This is a genomic window from Providencia sp. PROV032, from assembly GCF_028484875.1.
GTDB lineage: Bacteria > Pseudomonadota > Gammaproteobacteria > Enterobacterales > Enterobacteriaceae > Providencia > Providencia rettgeri_E.
This window is the reverse complement of sequence record NZ_JAMPSX010000019.1, coordinates 1-20,448: the sequence shown is the minus strand read 5'-3', so window position 1 is coordinate 20,448 and position 20,448 is coordinate 1. Positions and strand designations below refer to the sequence as shown.

The 20,448-nt window shown below is 39.6% G+C and carries 25 protein-coding genes; 12 read left to right on the top strand and 13 right to left on the bottom strand.

Translation table 11 applies throughout. The features are described 5' to 3' along the window. Nucleotides 1-152 precede the first annotated feature (152 nt). The 6 genes from rhaB (at nucleotide 153) to rhaM (ending at nucleotide 6,354) form a co-directional block, all read left to right on the top strand. Nucleotides 153-1,601: a rhamnulokinase gene (gene rhaB / locus PSF42_RS13470; RefSeq protein WP_272680197.1), complete on the top strand. Its 1,449-nt coding sequence runs from the start codon at nucleotides 153-155 to the stop codon at nucleotides 1,599-1,601. A gap of 44 nt (nucleotides 1,602-1,645) precedes the next feature. Continuing rightward, nucleotides 1,646-2,896: an L-rhamnose isomerase gene (locus PSF42_RS13465; protein WP_272680196.1), complete on the top strand. Its 1,251-nt coding sequence runs from the start codon at nucleotides 1,646-1,648 to the stop codon at nucleotides 2,894-2,896. 10 nt (nucleotides 2,897-2,906) lie between these two features. After that, nucleotides 2,907-3,728 carry a rhamnulose-1-phosphate aldolase gene (rhaD, locus tag PSF42_RS13460; protein ID WP_272680195.1) on the top strand — a complete coding sequence of 274 codons (822 nt, stop codon included), beginning with the start codon at nucleotides 2,907-2,909 and terminating at the stop codon, nucleotides 3,726-3,728. Nucleotides 3,729-3,802: 74 nt separating this feature from the next. Next, on the top strand, nucleotides 3,803-4,837 hold the full coding sequence (rhaT, locus tag PSF42_RS13455) for an L-rhamnose/proton symporter RhaT (RefSeq protein ID WP_272680194.1): 1,035 nt from the start codon (nucleotides 3,803-3,805) through the stop codon (nucleotides 4,835-4,837). A 39-nt stretch (nucleotides 4,838-4,876) separates the two neighbouring features. Beyond that, nucleotides 4,877-6,028 carry a lactaldehyde reductase gene (gene fucO, locus PSF42_RS13450; protein ID WP_272680193.1) on the top strand — a complete coding sequence of 384 codons (1,152 nt, stop codon included), beginning with the start codon at nucleotides 4,877-4,879 and terminating at the stop codon, nucleotides 6,026-6,028. 11 nt (nucleotides 6,029-6,039) lie between these two features. After that, the gene (gene rhaM / locus PSF42_RS13445) at nucleotides 6,040-6,354 is read left to right on the top strand and encodes an L-rhamnose mutarotase (protein ID WP_272680192.1); all 315 of its coding nucleotides are present in this window, start codon (nucleotides 6,040-6,042) and stop codon (nucleotides 6,352-6,354) included. A gap of 36 nt (nucleotides 6,355-6,390) precedes the next feature. Here the strand turns inward: rhaM and PSF42_RS13440 are convergent, their stop codons facing one another. After that, nucleotides 6,391-7,248, bottom strand: coding sequence for a helix-turn-helix domain-containing protein (locus PSF42_RS13440; protein ID WP_272680191.1), 858 nt, complete (start codon nucleotides 7,246-7,248; stop codon nucleotides 6,391-6,393). A 43-nt stretch (nucleotides 7,249-7,291) separates the two neighbouring features. Then, nucleotides 7,292-8,098: an HTH-type transcriptional activator RhaS gene (rhaS, locus tag PSF42_RS13435; protein ID WP_272680190.1), complete on the bottom strand. Its 807-nt coding sequence runs from the start codon at nucleotides 8,096-8,098 to the stop codon at nucleotides 7,292-7,294. 841 nt (nucleotides 8,099-8,939) lie between these two features. Between rhaS and PSF42_RS13430 the strand changes: the two genes are divergently transcribed. From PSF42_RS13430 to PSF42_RS13420, 3 genes are all read left to right on the top strand, one after another. Further along, nucleotides 8,940-9,329, top strand: coding sequence for a hypothetical protein (locus tag PSF42_RS13430; protein WP_272680189.1), 390 nt, complete (start codon nucleotides 8,940-8,942; stop codon nucleotides 9,327-9,329). A gap of 8 nt (nucleotides 9,330-9,337) precedes the next feature. Then, entirely contained in the window at nucleotides 9,338-9,619 is a 282-nt protein-coding gene (locus tag PSF42_RS13425) for a hypothetical protein (protein WP_272680188.1), read from the top strand. A gap of 97 nt (nucleotides 9,620-9,716) precedes the next feature. Then, on the top strand, nucleotides 9,717-10,013 hold the full coding sequence (locus PSF42_RS13420; RefSeq protein ID WP_336313769.1) for a DUF1240 domain-containing protein: 297 nt from the start codon (nucleotides 9,717-9,719) through the stop codon (nucleotides 10,011-10,013). Nucleotides 10,014-10,037: 24 nt separating this feature from the next. On the opposite strand, the gene tssD is transcribed toward PSF42_RS13420, so the two are convergent. The 10 genes from tssD to PSF42_RS13370 form a co-directional block, all read right to left on the bottom strand. Continuing rightward, nucleotides 10,038-10,439: a type VI secretion system tube protein TssD gene (gene tssD / locus PSF42_RS13415; protein ID WP_336313772.1), complete on the bottom strand. Its 402-nt coding sequence runs from the start codon at nucleotides 10,437-10,439 to the stop codon at nucleotides 10,038-10,040. A gap of 134 nt (nucleotides 10,440-10,573) precedes the next feature. After that, nucleotides 10,574-10,693, bottom strand: a complete 120-nt coding sequence (locus PSF42_RS13410; RefSeq protein WP_442959228.1) for an Arm DNA-binding domain-containing protein — start codon at nucleotides 10,691-10,693, stop codon at nucleotides 10,574-10,576. A 488-nt stretch (nucleotides 10,694-11,181) separates the two neighbouring features. Then, nucleotides 11,182-12,120: a hypothetical protein gene (locus PSF42_RS13405; protein WP_272680187.1), complete on the bottom strand. Its 939-nt coding sequence runs from the start codon at nucleotides 12,118-12,120 to the stop codon at nucleotides 11,182-11,184. A gap of 216 nt (nucleotides 12,121-12,336) precedes the next feature. Continuing rightward, complete coding sequence (locus PSF42_RS13400) at nucleotides 12,337-13,164, bottom strand: DUF932 domain-containing protein (protein WP_272680186.1); 828 nt, start codon at nucleotides 13,162-13,164, stop codon at nucleotides 12,337-12,339. A 60-nt stretch (nucleotides 13,165-13,224) separates the two neighbouring features. Beyond that, nucleotides 13,225-13,626 carry an antirestriction protein gene (locus PSF42_RS13395; RefSeq protein ID WP_272680234.1) on the bottom strand — a complete coding sequence of 134 codons (402 nt, stop codon included), beginning with the start codon at nucleotides 13,624-13,626 and terminating at the stop codon, nucleotides 13,225-13,227. Between the two features lie 231 nt (nucleotides 13,627-13,857). Beyond that, on the bottom strand, nucleotides 13,858-14,196 hold the full coding sequence (locus PSF42_RS13390; protein WP_129466563.1) for a hypothetical protein: 339 nt from the start codon (nucleotides 14,194-14,196) through the stop codon (nucleotides 13,858-13,860). 101 nt (nucleotides 14,197-14,297) lie between these two features. Continuing rightward, on the bottom strand, nucleotides 14,298-14,762 hold the full coding sequence (locus PSF42_RS13385) for a hypothetical protein (protein ID WP_272680185.1): 465 nt from the start codon (nucleotides 14,760-14,762) through the stop codon (nucleotides 14,298-14,300). Between the two features lie 303 nt (nucleotides 14,763-15,065). Then, nucleotides 15,066-15,953, bottom strand: a complete 888-nt coding sequence (locus tag PSF42_RS13380; protein ID WP_272680184.1) for a GTPase family protein — start codon at nucleotides 15,951-15,953, stop codon at nucleotides 15,066-15,068. A gap of 95 nt (nucleotides 15,954-16,048) precedes the next feature. Further along, entirely contained in the window at nucleotides 16,049-16,969 is a 921-nt protein-coding gene (locus tag PSF42_RS13375; protein ID WP_206276034.1) for a hypothetical protein, read from the bottom strand. A 514-nt stretch (nucleotides 16,970-17,483) separates the two neighbouring features. Beyond that, nucleotides 17,484-17,744, bottom strand: coding sequence for a hypothetical protein (locus tag PSF42_RS13370; protein WP_272680183.1), 261 nt, complete (start codon nucleotides 17,742-17,744; stop codon nucleotides 17,484-17,486). Between the two features lie 85 nt (nucleotides 17,745-17,829). On the opposite strand from PSF42_RS13370, the gene PSF42_RS13365 reads away from it, so the two are divergent. The 3 genes from PSF42_RS13365 (at nucleotide 17,830) to PSF42_RS20815 (ending at nucleotide 19,330) form a co-directional block, all read left to right on the top strand. Further along, nucleotides 17,830-18,399 carry an inovirus-type Gp2 protein gene (locus PSF42_RS13365; protein WP_206276036.1) on the top strand — a complete coding sequence of 190 codons (570 nt, stop codon included), beginning with the start codon at nucleotides 17,830-17,832 and terminating at the stop codon, nucleotides 18,397-18,399. A gap of 199 nt (nucleotides 18,400-18,598) precedes the next feature. Next, nucleotides 18,599-18,814, top strand: a complete 216-nt coding sequence (locus PSF42_RS13360) for a helix-turn-helix transcriptional regulator (RefSeq protein WP_206276037.1) — start codon at nucleotides 18,599-18,601, stop codon at nucleotides 18,812-18,814. 300 nt (nucleotides 18,815-19,114) lie between these two features. Continuing rightward, on the top strand, nucleotides 19,115-19,330 hold the full coding sequence (locus PSF42_RS20815; RefSeq protein ID WP_439652720.1) for a putative zinc ribbon protein: 216 nt from the start codon (nucleotides 19,115-19,117) through the stop codon (nucleotides 19,328-19,330). Nucleotides 19,331-19,386: 56 nt separating this feature from the next. Here PSF42_RS20815 and PSF42_RS13355 read toward each other — a convergent pair whose 3' ends face one another. After that, nucleotides 19,387-20,349, bottom strand: coding sequence for an SH3 domain-containing protein (locus PSF42_RS13355; RefSeq protein ID WP_206276038.1), 963 nt, complete (start codon nucleotides 20,347-20,349; stop codon nucleotides 19,387-19,389). Between the last annotated feature and the right edge of the window lie 99 nt (nucleotides 20,350-20,448).

Below are 20,448 nucleotides of genomic sequence, written 5' to 3'. Positions count from 1 at the left end.
AAAATACTGAGAGATTTCAAGTCTGTGAATAAGATCACTACGACTTTAAATATATTGCCATTTTTCCCTTTTAGTGGCGCTCCATTGAACGCGCTCACTATTCACTCTCTCTAGTATATGACTATAAGTTAAGTAATAGAGATAAAAAAGTCATGAATATTCGCCATGTTGTTGCTATTGATTTAGGCGCATCTAGCGGTCGAGTCATGTTGGCTTGCTATGATGTGCATAATAAAAAATTATCATTAGATGAAATTCATCGTTTTACAAACCATTTGATCACTGAAGGCAACCATTGCTATTGGGATCTTGACGACATTGAGAACCAAATCCTGATTGGCTTACACCGTGTAGAACAATCTGGCATCAACATTGACAGCATCGGGATCGACACTTGGGGTGTTGATTATGTCCTACTTGACCGTGAGGGTCATACCATTGGTCGCAATTTCTCCTACCGAGATAACCGCACGCAAGGTGTCATGGAACAAGTTCAAACCGATCTCGGCGTTCAAAATATCTACCAAAAAACAGGGATCCAATTTCTTCCTTTTAATACCTTATATCAATTGAAGGCTTTGCAACAATCACACCCTCAATGGCTGGAACAAGCACACCATTTATTGTTGATCCCTGATTATTTGTCATATCGTTTGACGGGACAAATCAACTATGAATATACCAATATTTCCACCAGCCAAATGGTTAACTTACAAACGGGCGATTGGGATGATGAATTGGTCGAATATTTACAATTACCACGCCGTTTATTAGGTGAAATCAAGCAACCAGGTAATACCATTGGTCACTGGCAAACGCCCAAAGGTAAAAAAATTCCGGTGATTGCCGTAGCAAGCCATGATACGGCCAGCGCTGTCATTGCGGCGCCGATAACCGATAGTCATAGTGCCTATTTAAGCTCAGGAACTTGGTCATTAATGGGCCTCGAACGTACTACTCCTTGTACTTGTGAATACGCATTTGCTGCGAATATTACCAATGAAGGTGGAGTAAATGGCTACTACCGTGTCCTAAAGAATATTATGGGATTATGGTTATTCCAACGCATTTGTCTTGAACATGACGTGCAAGATATTTGCAGCCTAATTGCATCAGCAGAAGCTATCCCTGCATTTACTTATTTAATCAATCCTAATGATAACCGCTTCTTGAACCCCGAGTCGATGAGCCAAGCTATTAAAGCGGCTTGTCAGGAAAATCAACAACCCATCCCAAATACTATCGCTGAGCTAGCGCGTTGTATTTTCGACAGCCTAGCGCTGCTTTATCGCCAAGTATTTCTTGAATTGCAGCAAATAAACAATGCCCCATTACAACAGCTGCATATCGTCGGTGGTGGTAGCCAAAATGCCCTACTTAACCAACTCTGCGCCAACACCTGTGGGGTTCCTGTGAGCGCAGGCCCGATTGAAGCCTCTACCTTAGGAAACATTGGCTTTCAATTGATTGCTCTAAATACCATTACAGATGTACCGACTCTGCGCACAATTATTGCACAAAATACCGAGCTTTGTTGGTTTCAACCTCAAAGCATCTCGTTGGATGAACCTTGGAAACGATTTAAAACCATTACGGGCTAACTCTGGTTATTAACCGTATATCGATAAGTTATAAGGAAAATTTCATGTCTAATTACAAAGAAAGTTATCTTATTGCCAAACAACGCTTTGCTGATCTTGGTATCGATACTGAACTGGCGATACAAGCCATGGCTGATTTACCTGTATCGATGCATTGCTGGCAGGGAGATGACGTAGCTGGCTTTGAAAAATCTGCAACCGCTTTAAGCGGTGGTATTCAAGCTACAGGTAATTACCCCGGCAAAGCGACCAATGCGATTGAATTACGCGCAGACATGGATAAAGCAATGAGCTTAATTCCTGGCCCTAAACGCGTTAACCTGCACGCTCTTTATCTCGAAGCTGATACCGCCGTCGAACGTAATGAAATTGAACCTCACCATTTTGCCAATTGGGTTGATTGGGCGAAAAAAAACCATATCGCACTCGATTTTAATCCTTCTTATTTTTCCCATCCACTCAGTAGCGAAGCGACGCTAACTCACAGTAATAAGGAAATTAGAGACTATTGGATTGGTCATGGACAAGCTTGTCGCCGTATTTCTGCGTATTTTGGCGAGTCATTAAATAGTGCTTCCGTAATGAATATTTGGATCCCTGACGGCATGAAAGATATCCCCGTCGACCGCTATGCGCCACGCCAACGCTTAGTCGAGTCATTGGATGAAATTATCAGTGAAAAAATTGATATTAAATATCATATCGATGCCGTCGAAAGTAAGTTATTCGGTATTGGTGCCGAATCTTACACCGCAGGCTCCAGTGAGTTTTATTTGGGCTATGCCATCACACGTAAAACCGCATTATGTTTAGATGCCGGCCACTTCCATCCAACCGAGGTTATTTCAGACAAAATTTCAGCCGTCATTCCTTATGTTGAACGCCTATTACTGCACGTCAGCCGTCCTGTGCGTTGGGACAGTGACCACGTCATTTTACTTGATGATGAAACTCAAGCGATTGCCAATGAAATCATTCGCCATAACTTAAAAAACCGTGTGCACATTGGTCTCGATTTCTTTGACGCATCAATTAACCGTATTGCCGCTTGGGTCATTGGGACTCGTAATATGAAAAAAGCGTTACTACGCGCCTTACTTGAACCAACCACAAGACTACGCCAACTCGAAATTGAAGGAGACTTCACAGCTCGCCTCGCGCTATTGGAAGAACAAAAATGCCTGCCATGGCAAGCTGTTTGGGATGAATATTGCGAACGCAACAATGTTCCTGTAGGCGAAAAATGGTTAGATGAAGTTAAACAATACGAAAAATCAACATTATTAACACGTTAAGGTGAATTGTATGCAAGATATTCTGACATCTTGGTTTGTCCAAGGGATGATAAAAGCCACCAGCGATATGTGGCTCAAAGGCTGGGATGAACGTAATGGCGGTAATGTGAGCTTACGACTCACTGAAGACGATGTTGCTCCATTTAAACACACTTTTCACGCTGACCCGCGTTATATCGAAGCGACAGAGCCAGTTAAAGAGCTCGCAAACCAATATTTTATTGTTACAGGCTCCGGTAAGTTTTTCCGTAACGTTGCCTTAGACCCCGCAGATAACTTGGGTCTGGTTCGTATCGATAATGAAGGTCAGGGTTACCATATTGTTTGGGGCTTTGTGAATGGTGCAATACCAACCTCGGAATTTGCAGCTCACTTTCAATCACATATCACACGTATGAAAGCCACTAATGGCGCTAACCGAGTCATCATGCACTGTCATGCAACTAACATCATTGCATTAAGTTATGTTTTACCGCTCGATAGTGCATCCATCACTCGTCATTTATGGGAAATGAGTACTGAATGTTTGGTGGTTTTCCCTGATGGTATTGGTGTGCTGCCATGGATGGTCCCCGGCACAGATGGTATCGGTTTAGAAACAGCGGAACAAATGAAACAACATGGCTTAGTACTTTGGCCATTCCACGGTATTTTTGGCTCTGGCCCAACTTTAGATGATGCTTTTGGCTTAATTGATACCGCAGAAAAATCTGCGGAGATATTGGTAAAAGTTCTCTCCATGGGTGGTAAAAAACAAACTATTTCAACAGAAAATCTGATTGCGCTTGCCAAGCGATTTAATGTCACACCAATGTCTGATGCATTGAAATAAAACCTGTTTCTCTGTGGATACCCCTTTCCTTCCACAGAGAAATTAAAACGATAATAAACAGTGAGGAATAGTTCATGGGCAGTGGAATTTTACTCGGTATTTTTTGGCATTTTGTCGGCGCAGCTTCAGCTGCCTGCTTTTACGCACCATTAAAAAAAGTTAAAAACTGGTCATGGGAAACGATGTGGTCCATTGCCGGTATTTTTTCGTGGATTATTTTACCTTGGACCATCAGTTATATTTTACTTCCTGACTTTTGGGCCTATTACAACTCTTTCAGTGCAAGTATTCTGATCCCTGTATTTTTATTTGGCGCCATGTGGGGGGTTGGTAATATTGGTTATGGCTTGACCATGCGCTATTTAGGTATGTCAATGGGGATTGGGATTGCCATTGGTATTACACTCATTGTTGGTACCTTGATGACCCCTATTATTCAAGGCACATTTGGCGAGTTGATTGCCTCGACTGGCGGAAAACTAACGATTATTGGTGTCTTAGTGGCTGTTCTAGGGGTTGCTATCGTTTCCTATGCCGGGTTACTGAAAGAAAAGGCGACCGGAGTGCAAGCCGAAGAGTTTAACCTGAAAAAAGGCTTATTACTGGCAGTCATGTGCGGTATTTTCTCAGCCGGTATGTCATTCGCCATGAGTGCAGCCGTCCCTATGCATGAAGCTTCCGCTGCCCTCGGCGTTTCTTCTCTTTATGTCGCATTACCAAGTTACGTCATCATCATGGGTGGCGGCGCATTAATCAACTTAGGTTATTGTTTTATTAGGCTTATTTATCGCCAAGACATCTCTTTTAAATCAGATATCTCTGTCCCCACAGCCCTACTGATCAGCAATATTTTATTTGCCATTTTGGGTGGCGGTATGTGGTACTTCCAATTCTTCTTCTACGCATGGGGGCACGCCAATATCCCATCACAATACGGCTTTATGAGCTGGATGCTACATATGAGTTTTTATGTTCTGTGTGGCGGTATTGTGGGGTTAGCCCTAAAAGAATGGAAAGGCACTGGCAGAAAACCTGTCCGAATTTTATGTTTAGGCTGCTTAGTGATTATCTTAGCTGCAAACATTGTTGGCTTGGGAATGGCAGCATAACGTAACGACTTTTTATTTTAATCGATCGGGAGGTCAGCGATGACCCATAGAATGATACTCAATGAAACCTCATACTTTGGCAAAGGGGCTATTAACCACCTTGTAGAGGAAATTCAAAAACGCCAATTTAACAAAGCACTGATTGTTACGGATGCGGATCTGGTTAAATTTAGTGTTGTCAGTAAAGTCACCCAATTATTAGATAACGCTAAATTGGACTACGCCATTTATGATGCCGTTATTCCTAACCCAACCATTGATACCGTCCAACAAGGACTAAAACACTTCAAACAATTTAATGCAGATTATCTTATCGCTATCGGTGGTGGTTCCCCACAAGACACCGCTAAAGCGATTGGGATTATTATCAATAACCCACAGTACGAAGATGTGGTGAGCTTAGAAGGTGTCGCTCCAACCCAAAACCCAGCAGTTCCTATTATCGCTATCCCAACTACCGCAGGAACAGCAGCTGAAGTTACAATTAACTATGTCATCACAGATAACCAACTGTGCCGTAAATTCGTGTGTGTTGACCCCCATAGTATCCCTGTAGTTGCCATTATCGATCCGTCAATGATGACATCCATGCCCGCAAGCTTAAAGGCTGCAACTGGAGTTGATGCTCTCACCCATGCTATTGAAGGCTATATCACGAAAGGAGCTTGGGCACTAACTGATGCTCTGCACCTTAAATCCATTGAATTGATCAGTAACTCGTTACGACAATCCGTTAAAGGCGACCCGCAAGGTGTTGAAACGATGGCTCTCGCACAATATATGGCCGGAATGGGTTTCTCTAACGTTGGCTTAGGGCTAGTTCATGGTATGGCTCACCCACTTGGGGCTTTTTACAATACGCCCCATGGCGTTGCCAATGCCATTTTATTGCCCCACCTCATGGCATATAACGCAAATTATACTGGGGGAAAATACCGTGATATCGCCCGTGCGATGGGCGTAAAAAACATAGACTCCCTCTCACTTCAAGAGGCCAGAGATGCAGCCATTGCCGCTGTCTTTACACTAAATAAAGATGTTGGCATTCCTGAAAATCTGCGTGAAATCGGCATGAAACCGGAAGATATTCCATCCCTTGCTCAGGCCGCCTTTGATGATGTGTGTACTGGAGGCAACCCACGCGACGCAACATTAGAGGACATCGCTGAGTTATATCAAGCGATTTATTAGAGGATAATATCATGATAAAAAAAGCATTTGTGATGCAAATTGCTCCTGACTCCCACCAAGAATATCAGCGCCGACATGATGAAATTTGGCCTGAATTAGTGCTGACACTCAAAGAACATGGTGCACATCACTATTCTATTTTCTTAGATAACAAACGAAATTTATTATTCGGCTATGTGGAAATTGAATCACAGGAACGCTGGGATAGCGTCGCACAAACGGAAGTATGCCAAAAATGGTGGAAATATATGTCGGATATTATGCCATCAAACCCTGACAATAGCCCAATCAGTGATGAGTTAAGGTTGGTATTTTATTTAGACTAATTTTCCCCTAGGCAGTGCTAGTCTATTGGCTAGCACTTACCTCAATTTATCTTTTTGTAAAAAACAACGGCGATATGCACTTGCTGTCATTTTCATTTTTTTATGGAAGACACTCGAAAAATAATTACTGTCTTCATAACCACATTGCCCAGCGACTTCACTAATCGACAACGAGGTACTACGCAATAATAACGCCGCCTGGCACAAACGTAATTGTTGCAGATATTCCATTACCGTCATTCCCGTTTTCGATTTAAATAAACGCTGCAATGAACGCGCAGACATCTGATGCTCCTGAGCAAATTTTTCTAATGAAAATGGCGTATTGATACTTAAATTTAAACAGTTTATTAGCTGATCCATTTGGTGTAATAAACTTATTGGAGCTTGATCTGGCTGATAACGTAAACGATAAATATAAATAGCTAGCTGTAAAAATAGGCCTTCGCAAAGATGAATAGATGGAATATCCGGTTTTTGGCATTCTAATGCCATTTTCTCAATAATGGGCGTCAACGTTGATAAGCTGGAAGGCGGCAATTTCCAGTGCCTAGATGTTATCGGCTGATAACTTAATGGAACATACTTTTCAATAGATTTTTTAATGAGAAACTCATTAGGTTTATATAATACATTAACCAGCTTTAAATTATTTACTGAGTGATAGCCATGACAATCTTCCTCATTAATATAAAACAGGTCTCCACAAGTAATTGGATAATCAATGCCATTCCAATGGTGTAAACCATTTCCTGAAAAAACAATCACAAACTCATTAAAATTATGGCTATGAACAATAAAATCTTCCTGAGAATCCCGCATTTCTATCGTCACGGTATTTTCAGGCCTAATAAAATAATCGCTGCTATTGATCGAAAGAATGCTATGTTTCATGACCACCTCAAACAAGTTGTAGAAATGATCATTACGATCTTTTTTAATTACTGCAATGACGCAGGTCACGGGGGGTGAAATTATACTCACTTTTAAAACATGTCGAAAAATACGCACTATCATTAAAACCACTTTCCAACGCAATATCCGTAATAGTTTTATCCGAAAAACGGATTTGATAATAAGCTTCTGATAGTCGCAATTTTATTAAATAATTTTGTGGCGATATGCCTAAATTATTTTTCATATAACGATGAAAAGTCCGTAATGAAACTGAAAATTGCGCCGTTAAACGTCCCCACTCGATTTCTTCGGTAAAATTCGCATTTAGCCAACGTAACATCTGAATAATACGTTGTTCATTATTCCCTTCACCTACATTGTTATAACGACCATCTTGTAAGTTAACAATTAGCTGCAAAAAAAGGCTTTCAGTATAAGCAAGGTCAGAATCACTTTCATTAAGCTTATCAATAATCTGTTGCGCTTTATTGTAATGCTCTTTATTCAATAGCCAATGGGAAATGTTTTTTTCAGCATCGGTAGGGAAAAAATGACTAATATTATTTAAATACGTAAAGCTGGAGTCTGAGCGATATAACACATTAGTTAAATTTAGGTTAGAGACATTATCGAATAGGTGATAATCGCTGGATTTAATATAACACACCATACCTTGACACAATGTATAAGGCCGACCATTCAACACATGCAGGCCAATACCTTGGGTCACCAAAAAAATCTCACTAAAATCATGTGTATGCTCAGGGAAAATAGGCTGAGGCACCCTTGGTTCAACCGCAATATGTTGTTGTGGCGTAATAAAAAAATCTTCGCTATACAGTTTCATGAAAGATCTCCCAATAAGTACTCCTCACCTGTAAAACTCACCATTGGGTTTATACCCCGATAATCCATTTATCGTAAATACCCTTATCTCTTCATTCTAGTGATCTCATCTCAAATCACCTTGAAATTACTGCCAAACAATCACTTGTTATTGGCAATATTTTCAAGAGTTCATCAAGTAAATGTGCGAAATGTGATCTTGCAGGCACAAAGGGCTTCTATAAATTAGCCGAAAAAATCCCTCAAACCGAAGAGTAATAAAAAGTTTAAGGAATAAATGCGCAAGTCTAACTAGAAGTATAAGAAGTAGAAAGTGTCCACTTCCCCTATCAACACAGTTTTGAAGTTGGCATACGCAGAGTCCCACGTTATTAAGAATGAACCAACAAGAAACGCTACGAAAATGTAAAAACACCAAAAAACAAAAGAAATAATACTTGGTATGAGGAAGTACTACAGCATGGCTTTATTGGTATAGATTCCCATAGAATCATAAGTTGAACATCCAGTTGGAATAAGGCCTTACTTGTTTCCTATGAAAGTGAGATAAATGATGTCAGCCATAATTCCTTTAATTTCCATTGAATATTATCAATGCTTCTCATAAGCTTAACCTAAGCTAAATTTCAGAAGGAACTAGCATGGCATATAAATATGACCCCGTATCAAAAACACTCATTGATGCGGACGCGAAATTTAGCTTCGAAGAGGTACCTAACTATGATTAGCTTTACTATCAAGCTAATCTAATAAAAATTAAAAGTATTCTTAACAATGAAAAAGACGATGATAATGTTGCTGCAGTAGCTACAATTGAAGAAGCAGATTATATTTTAAAGAATATGTCCACCCCCACGCCTTTCAAAGACCCGAAAGAGGATTTATTTGGTATTGGTAATTTTATTTCTAATTACTCATCGAATATCTATGAAGCCCATCGTGTTGCTAGAATTATCAATGAATTTAGAAGTATTAATATCCAAGCAACTGAATATGTTGGCCCAAACGGTAATGTTTATATTCGTCTATCTGAGTATGCTGGAGTTAGAGCTTACTTAAATGGGACTCGGTATTTAATCAACAATCCTCGCATTCTATACATGGGTGTAGGAACCCAAGGTATGAATAACATATCCGTTGGTGCAACTCGATTCGCAATCGTTTTTTCAGCAGCTTACAGAGTAGTAGAATTAATATTCAAAAGTGAATATACGCTAGTAGATTTTTTGTAAACATCACCATGGATATGGCAAAATTAGCTATTAGCACTCAGATAAGTACTACCATTGTAGGAGGTTTAACAACCGCAGGATTAATTACAGGAGGAAGTGTTATTGTCATATCCGTGGGGATATTTTTACTAGGAGCTGCAATCGCTTATGCTCTGTATAAATTAGATGATGAATTCCAAATTAGTACGAGTATTATTAAAGCCTTAAAAACTCACAGGCCAAGAAAACCTGAAACACCTTACCATCCAGATCAGTTTTTTTCTCAGTGGGGGAGATTCAGTCGTGGTTAAAATAAACTCATTTAAATTATACTTAATTGCAGCATTTCTTTTATTTTTGGCTTTATTTTGTTTCTATGACTCGATAATTTTTTATAAAAATTATTTCATGATGAAAGATAGAATTTTATTTTCATTTCAAACTGGTCTACTTTGTTTTGCAGCACCTTTTATTATTTATTTTTCATACCTATCTTTTATATGTGGATATACAAAAAAACCACAAAAAATGAATAATAAATTAGCCAGTTTTTTTGCCGGAATCGGGGTAGTGGGTATCATATTTAGTTCTTTCTTTTCGGCCTATGTCAGCATTGATTTAGCATCGAAGGGCTACTACACGTGCTACAAATCATCTATTTTTGCACCAAATGAATATGTTATATCAAAAGAGATGTGTAAATAATATGCATCTCTTTTGATGCTAAAATTACTTAACCATCTCACTATTAATGCTGTAACTTGATGTGTTCGTCATTAAATGGCTTCTTGATATAGATTCGTATTTCATTTGAACCCGTTGATATGGCATGGATTCATTATCTTTTATTGAATCAGGAAATATGTCAGAAATCTCAATCAAGGAAATGCCAGTGAGTTTAATTTCGTAGTATTTTTCAAGTTGCCCCGCTTGACTGGTGCGGTAAAACATAAATTTTGCTTCTAGCACTTCGTTACTATCCAAAGCCACCGAAAGTAAAGGAGATGATTTATCAATCGGCTTAGTAAATACGACGGGTTTATATGAAGCATTCTGCTCGCGAAAAGAACCACTATTTAAGCCGATTATCTGAATTTCGTCTTCATGGCCGACCTGATAACGATTACCTATTGAATCCTGAGATGAGCACCCTGCCGAAATTAAACCTTGGCTTTTACCTTTAACACTAAATACGTCGGATATACCATACCCTCTCCTGTAATCGTTGGCCTTTAACTATTAATAATTGTTCATATTACCTGAATTTAGGTTAAGTGGACAGAACCATTCGAGTGAATATAAAGAAACAGGCCATCACTACCAGTCAGTGTATAAGCTTTCTCGTCTGGTTTAGCTGCACGAACTTTCGTATCGGTTAATGCCATATTCTTTGTCCTCTCACCTTTGAGCAAGCATATACTCTAAATAATTCGGATTACATGTAGGCGGCAAGTGAAGATAGCCGAGGAGCATAGATAACTATGTGACTCGGATAGCTGAACGAAGCCAACACCCATGTAATTCGAAGTATGACGAGTATACATTCATTATCGAAGCGACGTATATACTCACTCGGAGGTTGAGTTAGGTTGACATGCATTGACTGAAAACACGGGGAAAGCCTTGCAAACACTGGATTTTAGATACAAAAAAAGACGTCCGTTGACGTCTCTTGATGTTCTTATGGTGCGAAGGCCGGACTCGCAAAGAAAGACTAACAACATGAAATTTAAATAATATATTTTAATAGATTATTTTTATACCCGTAAATGTACCCATATTGAAAACATTGCATTGATAGATATAAAATTTAGGGCAACACTTGGTTTATACTTTATCAGCCTAATACATGAAATTTAAATAAAATTCATGCCTAACACTTTATCCATACCAACTCACCAGACAAAGAGTTTATGTTCACCGTCTTTCCTAAAGTCTTATAATCATAAAATTCATAACCATAATACTCATTTACTATAACATCAGTTATGAATTGATGACTAATTTTAGTATCAACCGCTTGAGGCTTTAGTGCTACAACAGGCTCTCTTTTTGCCATTACTGATGAATAAAGAATTCCATCACAAGAAACATCATCTAGAAATATCTCACTAATAGCTGAAGTTACCTGATATAATCTTTCAGAACCTTGCCGAGATAAAACATCAGCCAAAAAACGTTCAGTAAGCTGATAAGCTTTGGTTAGATTTAAATTAAATTTCTGATTTTTATATTCTTCTACTTTTTTGTAATACTCAAACGTTTGCTGGCTTAGATAGTATGGTTTTTCATCCCGTCGCACTTTATCCCATATACTGGGCATCCTTAAATTCAAATCAGTATCAGATTTTTGATGGGACCTCAGTACATTTAAGTGGTCAAGTTTTTTCGCTTTTACCTCAGACAAAACTGTTCCCAACGCTGAATCATCTTTTTTCAAAACGATCGAAGCATAAAAAATAGCCTGCCCTATTTGATTCAATCGCCCTAAGCTAGGAAAAGAATTTGTTGTGTCTTGAATATATGACAACTCTTGAATATTATCAAAATTCCCATTATTACAAGAACGAACCCTTAAAAACTCTAAATCTTGAATTGGTATATCTAAGGTCAAAGTCAAGCAACCTACAAGGCAGTCAACTTTGGTTGCTATTTCTTTTGCTGAGAGGTTACTGATACCACAAATATGATCATTTAGCTGACGAGTACACGTGGATGCATTAAGTAAAGCAGTCTCTCCACACTCTATCGCGGCTTTAGTATCGATCAGATCAATAATTTTCTTATCTATTTGTATTGATGTATTTTCCATATCTAGTCCTTTATTTAAACCATTTATCTAATTTTAACACATTGAAATTATTCATTAATACAGTTAGTCCCCCTAAGACTGCTTTTCTAACCCTCATTAAAAGAGTTACGAGTAATAACCACTAAAGATTATTTTTAATAAAAAATAATCGCATTACCAAATAAATAATAAGCACATTATTTTTGATAAAATAATGTGCTTCCATTTTTATATTCTCTATCTTCCAGCAAAATGTTCATGCATCTTTTCTGTCATCACCCACAGCGCCTTATTCAATTTGATATCACCATCAATACTATTCACCGAACGAGTGCGAGCCCTCTTGCCTTTAGCGTTCCGACCCGATAGCCCTCCCTTGATTAAATTCTCCTGCAAGCGTTGATATACCGTCCACAGATCATCTTTCTTATCCTCCCAGCGACGAGACTGTAATACTTGCTCCTCGGTAATAGGTTGATGTTCTTCACCAAAGCGATACGTTAAAGCTGCTTGTGCCAAAGCTTGCTGTGCTGGTGGAGGCAACAATAACGATTGCATCTGTTCACGCTTTTCAGCAATAGAATCAAAGGTTTCCAGTACCTCATAAGCCCCTTCAATTACCTTACCTACCACATCCCCCTTGTGTGGCACACGCACTTCACCAAAGGTATCTCCGCACACTAAACCGTTCGAACATACCGCTCTAAAGAGTCCCGGCAACATCTGATAGCTACTCGAACCATCATGGCTATTTAAGAGAATAATTTCAGGGACTTGTATACCCGTAATTTGGTCATGTCGCCTTAGCCGTAACATATGCTTGGTGTGCTCTCGACGGCTAACATCACGTACACGGGTTTGACAAGCAAAGAACGGATAAAAGCCTTCTTTTTGTAGGCTGTCGAGTAAGGTAATGGTTGGAATATAAGTGTATCGGTCACTTCTAGATTCGTGTTTTTCTTCAGAAAAAACACTCGGTACAGTACGAAACAATTCTTCAATGGTTAACGGACGGTCACGACGAATGCTATTCGCCGCACCAAAACGAGAAGCTAAACGAGTCATAATGAATTTCCTTGAATATAAATAAGATAGGTAAAACTGAAAGAATGAATTAAGAGAGAGTTAATCGATAAGATGGAAAATGGCTGAACTTTCAGGGTGTTGAATAGCGTAATCACGAAGCTGGTAGAAACGCTCGACGAGTAGCTCACTTTCCGTTCTAAATGACCACTGGCTATACAGCATCAAACAAACAGCCACACCTGCCGCTTCAGGGCTGAGACTCGCTTCGTTGCCATTATGCATATTGAATAGCGTGAGTTTTTCATGGTCCAAATCAGGATAAATAAATGCACCGCCGTTGGGTAATGTGCAGTATTCCCAATAGCCGCCAGTGTACTCATCACAAAACTGCCCCATGATAGTGAAAATCACCACTTCAAACGTGGTGAAACCCTTTACTGTGCCGAAGTGACTTTGCCAGAAATTTGAACGGGCAGAAAGTGGAACAACAGTAGCTTGCATAAGTGTGTCGGGTTTTGAGGCTGAATAAGGGGATGACATGTGATATCTCCATGTAATAATTGAATAATAAATAGGCTGAGGGGTATAAATAAGAATAAAAATGCGTTTGGTAAATAACGTGAAGCAGTGCGTTTTACATTAGATGCCAGAGAAGGGAGTCATTGATAAACAAAATAAGGTAGCCTGCTATGTTGAGCAGGCCATAAAAGATTAAGGTAAAAATAAGAATGATTATTTGAAATTAAATGTCCATGTACCTTGGTTAGTATCAACAGCCACTTCGAGCACATTACAGGGTGTTCCCGCTCGTTTTCCTGTGAAAATACGTTCATAGGTGCTGCCAAAATTCAGCCTAATGGGCTTCCAAGGGAGATACTCTGCATCTTTACAATTGCCTCGATTAACGATGATTTTCTTGATAATCACACTATCGACATTCGAAGTAATATACACTTTACTGTATGTACGCCCTGCATTACTGGGGCCTGATTTGAGTTGAATCGGTGCTTGTTCAGCATAGACGGAAAAAGCACTGAGCCCTAATAAGAGCGCACAAAGTTGTTTTTTCATAATTATTGTCCTAGTCGTAAATAGAAGAGTAATAGAAAAGAAGGCCATAGCCGTATCTGGCAAATGATGCAATATGGCTCATTTGCCATCATGAGGTATGACTAAAGGAAAAATTCAGCGAGACAACCATCATCACCAAATTCAGGAAGAACTGATGCAGCGCCATTAAGCGTAAAAGTCACGGACTCACCTTCATCACTGGACACTGTAACTTGTTTAGCTGTACGTAAATTATACCAAGCTGAGGCTAGATGACTTGAGCCCGCTCGGCTTGCGCTTTCACTGATTTGAGCCGTCTCCTCCCCGTCAAATTTCATTTCCAAATATTGCCCCGTATCCATACGGGTTTGATGACCATTGCTATCCGTAAACATAATTTGAATGGGTTTATCCCCTTTGTCTTCACAAGACAGATAAAGCTGAGACTGGCCCTGCCCCAGAATGACAAACTCGGTCACGCCTTGTGTTTTGTTACTCATCCAAGTGTGTTGGTTACCAAAAGCGTGAGTAAATGTCGGTGTTAAAGCCGAAATAAAAAATGCAGAAATAATGAGTTTTGTTTTCATGATATTTTCCAATTAGCTATTTTTCCTATTCAGATATAGGACCGTAAGAACTCATTAATGCGAACAAAGAGTGAGCTCTAAATAAGAGACTGATGGTTTTCCATTCTTAATAACGTGACAAACCATTCGACTTATCGCATTGATTTTTATAAGTAAATTTAATTCATTGATACCTCTGAGAGATTGTATAGCCATCATTTCCGTATGGATAATGAAAAAAACCGATCGGTTCGATCGACAAATTCGATCATGACAACGTAAAATCATTTATCTATAGGTTAGTATTTCAGGGATGCAATTGAATTAATTGAAGAAAAATGACCAAACATAGCGCGCTGCTTGAGCGATATGATGAGTTGTTGATTTGAGAGCATGTCGAGCGACTTGGGGAAGTGGAGCGAAATCAATCACGCGCTCAATGATATCTACGACCGTATCACCGAAAGAGCTACGTGCATGATTGATAACCGTTGTGGTCTGATAGGCATTTTGTAAATGTGGGATTAAGGGACTACGTGCCTGCTTTGGGAGACGGGTAATAATCGCCTCCACCAATTGGGGAAGATGATATCGGCCTTTAACAGATATCGGAATGAAGGTATCTGCAGAGATATGCATTTGTTTGGCGATAGCATGTCGTTTCAATGTGATATGAGCTTGCTGCTGTTTTGAAGGCTGTGCAGATGCCCAGTGCCACTGCTCTACAGGCTCTATCTTATCAACTTGATTCAAAATCCAAGTAATAGCCGGTAGCTCTCCGTTATACTCCGTGAATACTGTTTGATAAAACTGTTCTTCAATAGAAAATGCGCGGTCATCGGCTTTGAGCACCCAAAGCACCATATCGAGTTTAGGTATCCACTCACGATAGAGCTCACGATACTCCTCATCACGCTGTTGGCTTTCTCCGACACCCGGTAAATCAACTAGCGTTAGTGTGTGTCGTCCAAAGCGTAATTTGACCTGTTGGGGCTGCCGAGTACAAGCTTCAACAGCATTGACAGCACAAATTTGACTGCGAAATAAGGCATTACACAGGCTGGATTTCCCGACTCCAGTCTTACCCATGATACCAATGACAGGTTGATAGGTCACAAGCTGATTGAGCTCTTTTAATAAGGTTTGACGCAGTGAACGAGGGTAGCGTCGGAGATGACGGCGAATAAGGGCATAGCCCGATAATTTTTTCATATTGACCTCAAAATAAAAAAGCCATTCGAATTGAATGGCGGGATAAGAAATAAGATAAGGGTTATTCATTGAGGTAATATATAACTGAGATTTTTTTAGATTTTCGTGTTCCGCTCAGCCCATGCTTTTTCGATGAGGTATTCAATGACCTCTGCACGGCTTCGGTTAAACTGTTTCTCTAATTTGAGCAGTGTTTTTTTACTATTTTCTGAAACTCGAATGTTGATAGGGGATTTATCCGCCACTTTTTGGCGGTGTTTCATGTTGGCATAACGTTTACGCAGTGCTGTGAGGAAAAGCGCTTTGGTATCGGGGTGTTCATCCCAAAGTGAATAAAATAACGGCACTGCCAGAGATTGCAGGTCGAGTGGTAAGTTAATTCCCCTAAAAGGGCGAAGTAGATAGCGATGTTGGGTAAATTGGTCCATCACCCAGTGGATATGGGTAGCTTCGGTGTTGTCTAACCACGCAAAATCTGCCTGATATTTGAGATGATGGTTAAAATAGTCTTGACGAAGGCGAGAAACCCACCGATTTTTTTCCTCTAAACGGTAAGGTAAAATATCTAAGAGGGATAAAGCGGCGTGATACGTGTCCTCGGCACAATTTGGAATGACGCTGGCTAACCGGTCATACGCCAACCGTATTCGCCGTTTTCGGTCGTACCGCCCGCGCGGTAAAAATCGTTCATGACCGTGAATAACAATATATTCTTGAATGAGCCCGAGCCAAACGTATAAGCTGGCTTGAGGGGAGCGTTTTAGCCACGTTAATTGTGACTCATCAATTTGTCGTCGTCGAAATAAATGTAAAAAACGCAGAGCATCACGGATAATTTGTGCATCCCCGTCTTGTTGCGTTAATTTTTCGTCGATTAAGGTATTAATTCGGTCATTAATGTCCTGTGTGTTTTTTGTCGTGTTAAACGCAAATTGTTGAGCTTCTTCCGTGTATTTTAATCGCCAAAGTAAATACACTCCTTCGCGTATTGAATTCACTTCAAGGCATTTTTCCATTCTTGTTCTTCTCCACGGATTTGATGAGTTAACGTGATGACAGCATTGAGTCCCTATCATCGCGATACGTTCAATGGGGTTCTTTTTTAGATGCACGGCATGCGGTGCCGTTGACTCATCTTATATCATGATACTGGGGGATTTCCACCATGATGTCACTGTGGATTGCGATGAACCTTTTATCGGGCATTCCTGTGATATACAGAATATTCACCGAGTATTCAAAGTAGATAATGCTATGATACAAGGGAGATATTAGTAAGATATCAGTGGGATATCACGATATTAATTAATGATTACATTAACGATTAATCAATATGTTATGATTTTAAATGTACCATATTTATTGCGTTTTAATTTAATAATAATGCACTAATTTCTTCGTGAAAATTAGTGGACAAACGCGTGTTCACTCAGAACAATCGGGAGGCGACTTTAAGGTGAAAAATAAAACGTTTAGGTTAGTTAATATTATTAACGCACCATAGATATTTGACAGTCAGTCATGAATGCGTCATTGCCATTGCTGTGTCATTCGACAGTCCGTGTTCCAAACATGATTCAACAACAATCCGTGTTCAACCCTCACCATAAAATCCATCATGAAAACGCAGGCATTGTCATTAGCGTGACAGGCCATGGTATCAATACCGGAAGGGCTTATTGAGTCTGTGGTGTATTTTTCCTGCCTATTGTGTGACGGTGACGATTTTATTGCTAGGGGAGACAGACGACGACATTCACCGCCGCTTGTGGGTAAGGCATTTTCTAACATTTTCTCGCGTTTCTTTTTGCATCCATTCAAAAATTAAATAGGCCTGCTATTTCATGAGATAAATTATCAACTGAGGAATTTAATCATGAAATTTAACCATAAAGCAGACTACGAATTACAACGTCAATTATTGGCACACCAGGACAGACTGTTTGCATCGTATTCCAAGCTCATGATGTTGCGTATTGATTTTGCCTACCTCAAAGAGGGGGATGGGTTTGAGTTTGTTGATATGCACCAAATCGCGGCAGACATGACCCATTTAATTGAGCAGGTAAACGAACTTGTGGGTGTCGTGGGGTTTGCTTGGGTATTGGAATATGGGGAAGTGCATCGATTTCACATTCATGCGGTCTTTTACATTAATGGTCAACGTTATCAGCGAGTGTGGCATTTTTGGAAAGATATCCGTGCGATATGGAAAGAGGTCACCGAGGGGGAAGGGTATGCGTATCACTGTACTCCCCAAGCACACTATCGCGTTCAGGGAGAGCGTGTGATTGCGCACGATGACGTGAGAGGACGTCAAGGTCTGCAGCATGTCTTGAAATACCTCGCGAAAGAGAGCCAGCGGACACCGCGTCGGGTATATCAATACAGTGACGTGCCCGAGAAACAAAAAGGCGGTCGTAAACGGCGAGTCAACTCGCATTAACCACAGGAATAGCATGATGTCCGTGATTCAGTAAACACCGTGGCACGGCATGATGCGAAGCGGATACCGCCGCCAATCGGCTCCCCTGTTTGAGGGCGTGTCAAAAATTACGCCAGTCCGTTATTGTTTGAAGGAGCCCCGTCAGTCCCATTATCCCTTTACGGCTCCTTCTCCTTTTTAATACTCGGAGAAACAAACAATGACTATTCAAACAACTAACACCCCATTACTAAGCGACCAATTCATTGATATGAAATTTATCACAAAATTAACGGGATTAACGGATAAGTGGTTTTATAAGCTGATACAAGACGGTGAGTTTCCTAAGCCTATCAAACTAGGGCGTAGCTCACGTTGGTTACAGAGTGAAGTTGAACAATGGCTACAAAATCGTATTAGCCAGTCACGCACTTAATTTCAATTCAACCTTTCTCAGTTATCGCTTCACCGTTCGTTTCTTAAATTCAACCACAATAATCCACCTAAACGATTTCTTGTTGGATGAGTTACGCCGGTTAGGTAAGCGGTAAATGCCTCAATCATTAGGAGCTAATTGTTATGAGAGAGTTTCCTGCCAGCATTACTTTATATATCACAGCAAAAACATATCAGTGCTCAAGAAACAGCTAAAGAGGCGTTAAGACAATATATCTGTCCACATTACCAAGGCAAACTGACACTGGAGAATTACAATGTCGAATATTGGTTTATTCATTTGGACAATGAAGCTGAACAAAAATGTATTTACTGCCAAGCTGAGTTTAATAAATTATTACGAGAGCAAGAACTGGCGAATTGGGGACGCTGGCTCCCGCCTTTAATCAAGGTAACTCATTGGTATTGTGTATTATGCCAATATAATTACATGGGCTTAAAGCAATGCCCTTGCTGTCAGCAGGGTATATACAGTATCGCAATCGATAACAACTAAACCGAATGCATTCCTTGCCAAATGAGGAATGCATTGTTGATTTAAACGGCTACTGTCTAATTAAAATGTTGGGTATACTTGCGGGATACCCAACCTTGAATGAACTCATCCTCTTCTTCAATTTCAACTAAGAGCCAAACTTTATCTGACTTATCAATAATTCGAACAACTTTGCCAATATCTAAAAGTGTAATGACACTCGACTTCATCGAGGGCTTGGTACGCAATTGAACATTATGACCAATAATAACCCGCAGCCCCTTTAAGACCTCTTTATCATAAAGAGAAGTCATCTTGCGTGCTTGCTGTTTGACTTCAATTGGCGACGTTAGTACGGTACACTCTTGCTGAATCTGTTGGAATTGATCATATAAATAATTAGATAACAAGCTGATTATTATGGGTAATATTACAAAATTGATCATGTAAAATATCATGTTTTGTAAACGTGGTGATAAACTGAAAAAATCAGTTTTGTCACATATTTCAGTCACAATAGTATTATCAAGCTCATAAACATCATCATTGAAGGCAGACATATCCTCAGTATCATACTCGTGGTATACATAGCCTTTAGCCAATGGTGAGTTTTTAAGCTTGCTAATGATAGCTATTGATTCTAAGTTATAATTATTGGATATCGATTCTAAAAGTTGATAATGACCCGAGCCTAATTCGAACGGCTTCAATAAAGGGAAAACACCTTTTACCATTTGCCCCAATTGCAAAAACGACTCCAGCAATTTGATCTGGGATGCTATTGAATTAGCACTTGAGATAGCTGATTGATATAAATGACTATCTATCCAAGCAAAATCAATAATATTGCCGCTTTTACTATACTTTTGGGTGGCTTCTATGGCTGCTTGTTGTGGAAATACTTTTTGTATTTGCTTCAATGATTCAGGGATCATCTTTGATGTTTGATTTACGATATCCCTAAAAGGCGTAGTTTGCTTTTGTAAGCTTTCTATTGTTTTAAATAAACTTGAATCTAGCAATTTCTCAATGTCACTCATTAAAATAACCACTCTGCATCATTGTTTTTTAATATGATATAACACCCTATTGATATCTTCCTGTACTTATTAAACTCGCTAACCTGTTAACACTTATGC

Bases quoted from the DNA above. Each gene is read 5' to 3' on its own strand.
- PSF42_RS13370 (WP_272680183.1), bottom strand. From the start codon at position 17,744: ATGTTAGAAAATGCCTTACCCACAAGCGGCGGTGAATGTCGTCGTCTG.
- PSF42_RS13380 (WP_272680184.1), bottom strand. From the start codon at position 15,953: ATGAAAAAATTATCGGGCTATGCCCTTATTCGCCGTCATCTCCGACGC.
- PSF42_RS13390 (WP_129466563.1), bottom strand. From the start codon at position 14,196: ATGAAAAAACAACTTTGTGCGCTCTTATTAGGGCTCAGTGCTTTTTCC.
- rhaM (WP_272680192.1), top strand. From the start codon at position 6,040: ATGATAAAAAAAGCATTTGTGATGCAAATTGCTCCTGACTCCCACCAA.
- PSF42_RS13400 (WP_272680186.1), bottom strand. From the start codon at position 13,164: ATGACTCGTTTAGCTTCTCGTTTTGGTGCGGCGAATAGCATTCGTCGT.
- PSF42_RS13410 (WP_442959228.1), bottom strand. From the start codon at position 10,693: ATGGCATTAACCGATACGAAAGTTCGTGCAGCTAAACCAGACGAGAAA.
- PSF42_RS13420 (WP_336313769.1), top strand. From the start codon at position 9,717: ATGATGAAAGATAGAATTTTATTTTCATTTCAAACTGGTCTACTTTGT.
- PSF42_RS13365 (WP_206276036.1), top strand. From the start codon at position 17,830: ATGAAATTTAACCATAAAGCAGACTACGAATTACAACGTCAATTATTG.
- PSF42_RS13425 (WP_272680188.1), top strand. From the start codon at position 9,338: ATGGATATGGCAAAATTAGCTATTAGCACTCAGATAAGTACTACCATT.
- PSF42_RS13395 (WP_272680234.1), bottom strand. From the start codon at position 13,626: ATGCAAGCTACTGTTGTTCCACTTTCTGCCCGTTCAAATTTCTGGCAA.
- fucO (WP_272680193.1), top strand. From the start codon at position 4,877: ATGACCCATAGAATGATACTCAATGAAACCTCATACTTTGGCAAAGGG.
- PSF42_RS13465 (WP_272680196.1), top strand. From the start codon at position 1,646: ATGTCTAATTACAAAGAAAGTTATCTTATTGCCAAACAACGCTTTGCT.
- rhaB (WP_272680197.1), top strand. From the start codon at position 153: ATGAATATTCGCCATGTTGTTGCTATTGATTTAGGCGCATCTAGCGGT.
- PSF42_RS13430 (WP_272680189.1), top strand. From the start codon at position 8,940: ATGTCCACCCCCACGCCTTTCAAAGACCCGAAAGAGGATTTATTTGGT.
- PSF42_RS13405 (WP_272680187.1), bottom strand. From the start codon at position 12,120: ATGGAAAATACATCAATACAAATAGATAAGAAAATTATTGATCTGATC.
- PSF42_RS13440 (WP_272680191.1), bottom strand. From the start codon at position 7,248: ATGAAACATAGCATTCTTTCGATCAATAGCAGCGATTATTTTATTAGG.
- PSF42_RS13355 (WP_206276038.1), bottom strand. From the start codon at position 20,349: ATGAGTGACATTGAGAAATTGCTAGATTCAAGTTTATTTAAAACAATA.
- rhaT (WP_272680194.1), top strand. From the start codon at position 3,803: ATGGGCAGTGGAATTTTACTCGGTATTTTTTGGCATTTTGTCGGCGCA.
- PSF42_RS13360 (WP_206276037.1), top strand. From the start codon at position 18,599: ATGACTATTCAAACAACTAACACCCCATTACTAAGCGACCAATTCATT.
- rhaS (WP_272680190.1), bottom strand. From the start codon at position 8,098: ATGAAACTGTATAGCGAAGATTTTTTTATTACGCCACAACAACATATT.
- PSF42_RS13385 (WP_272680185.1), bottom strand. From the start codon at position 14,762: ATGAAAACAAAACTCATTATTTCTGCATTTTTTATTTCGGCTTTAACA.
- rhaD (WP_272680195.1), top strand. From the start codon at position 2,907: ATGCAAGATATTCTGACATCTTGGTTTGTCCAAGGGATGATAAAAGCC.
- PSF42_RS13375 (WP_206276034.1), bottom strand. From the start codon at position 16,969: ATGGAAAAATGCCTTGAAGTGAATTCAATACGCGAAGGAGTGTATTTA.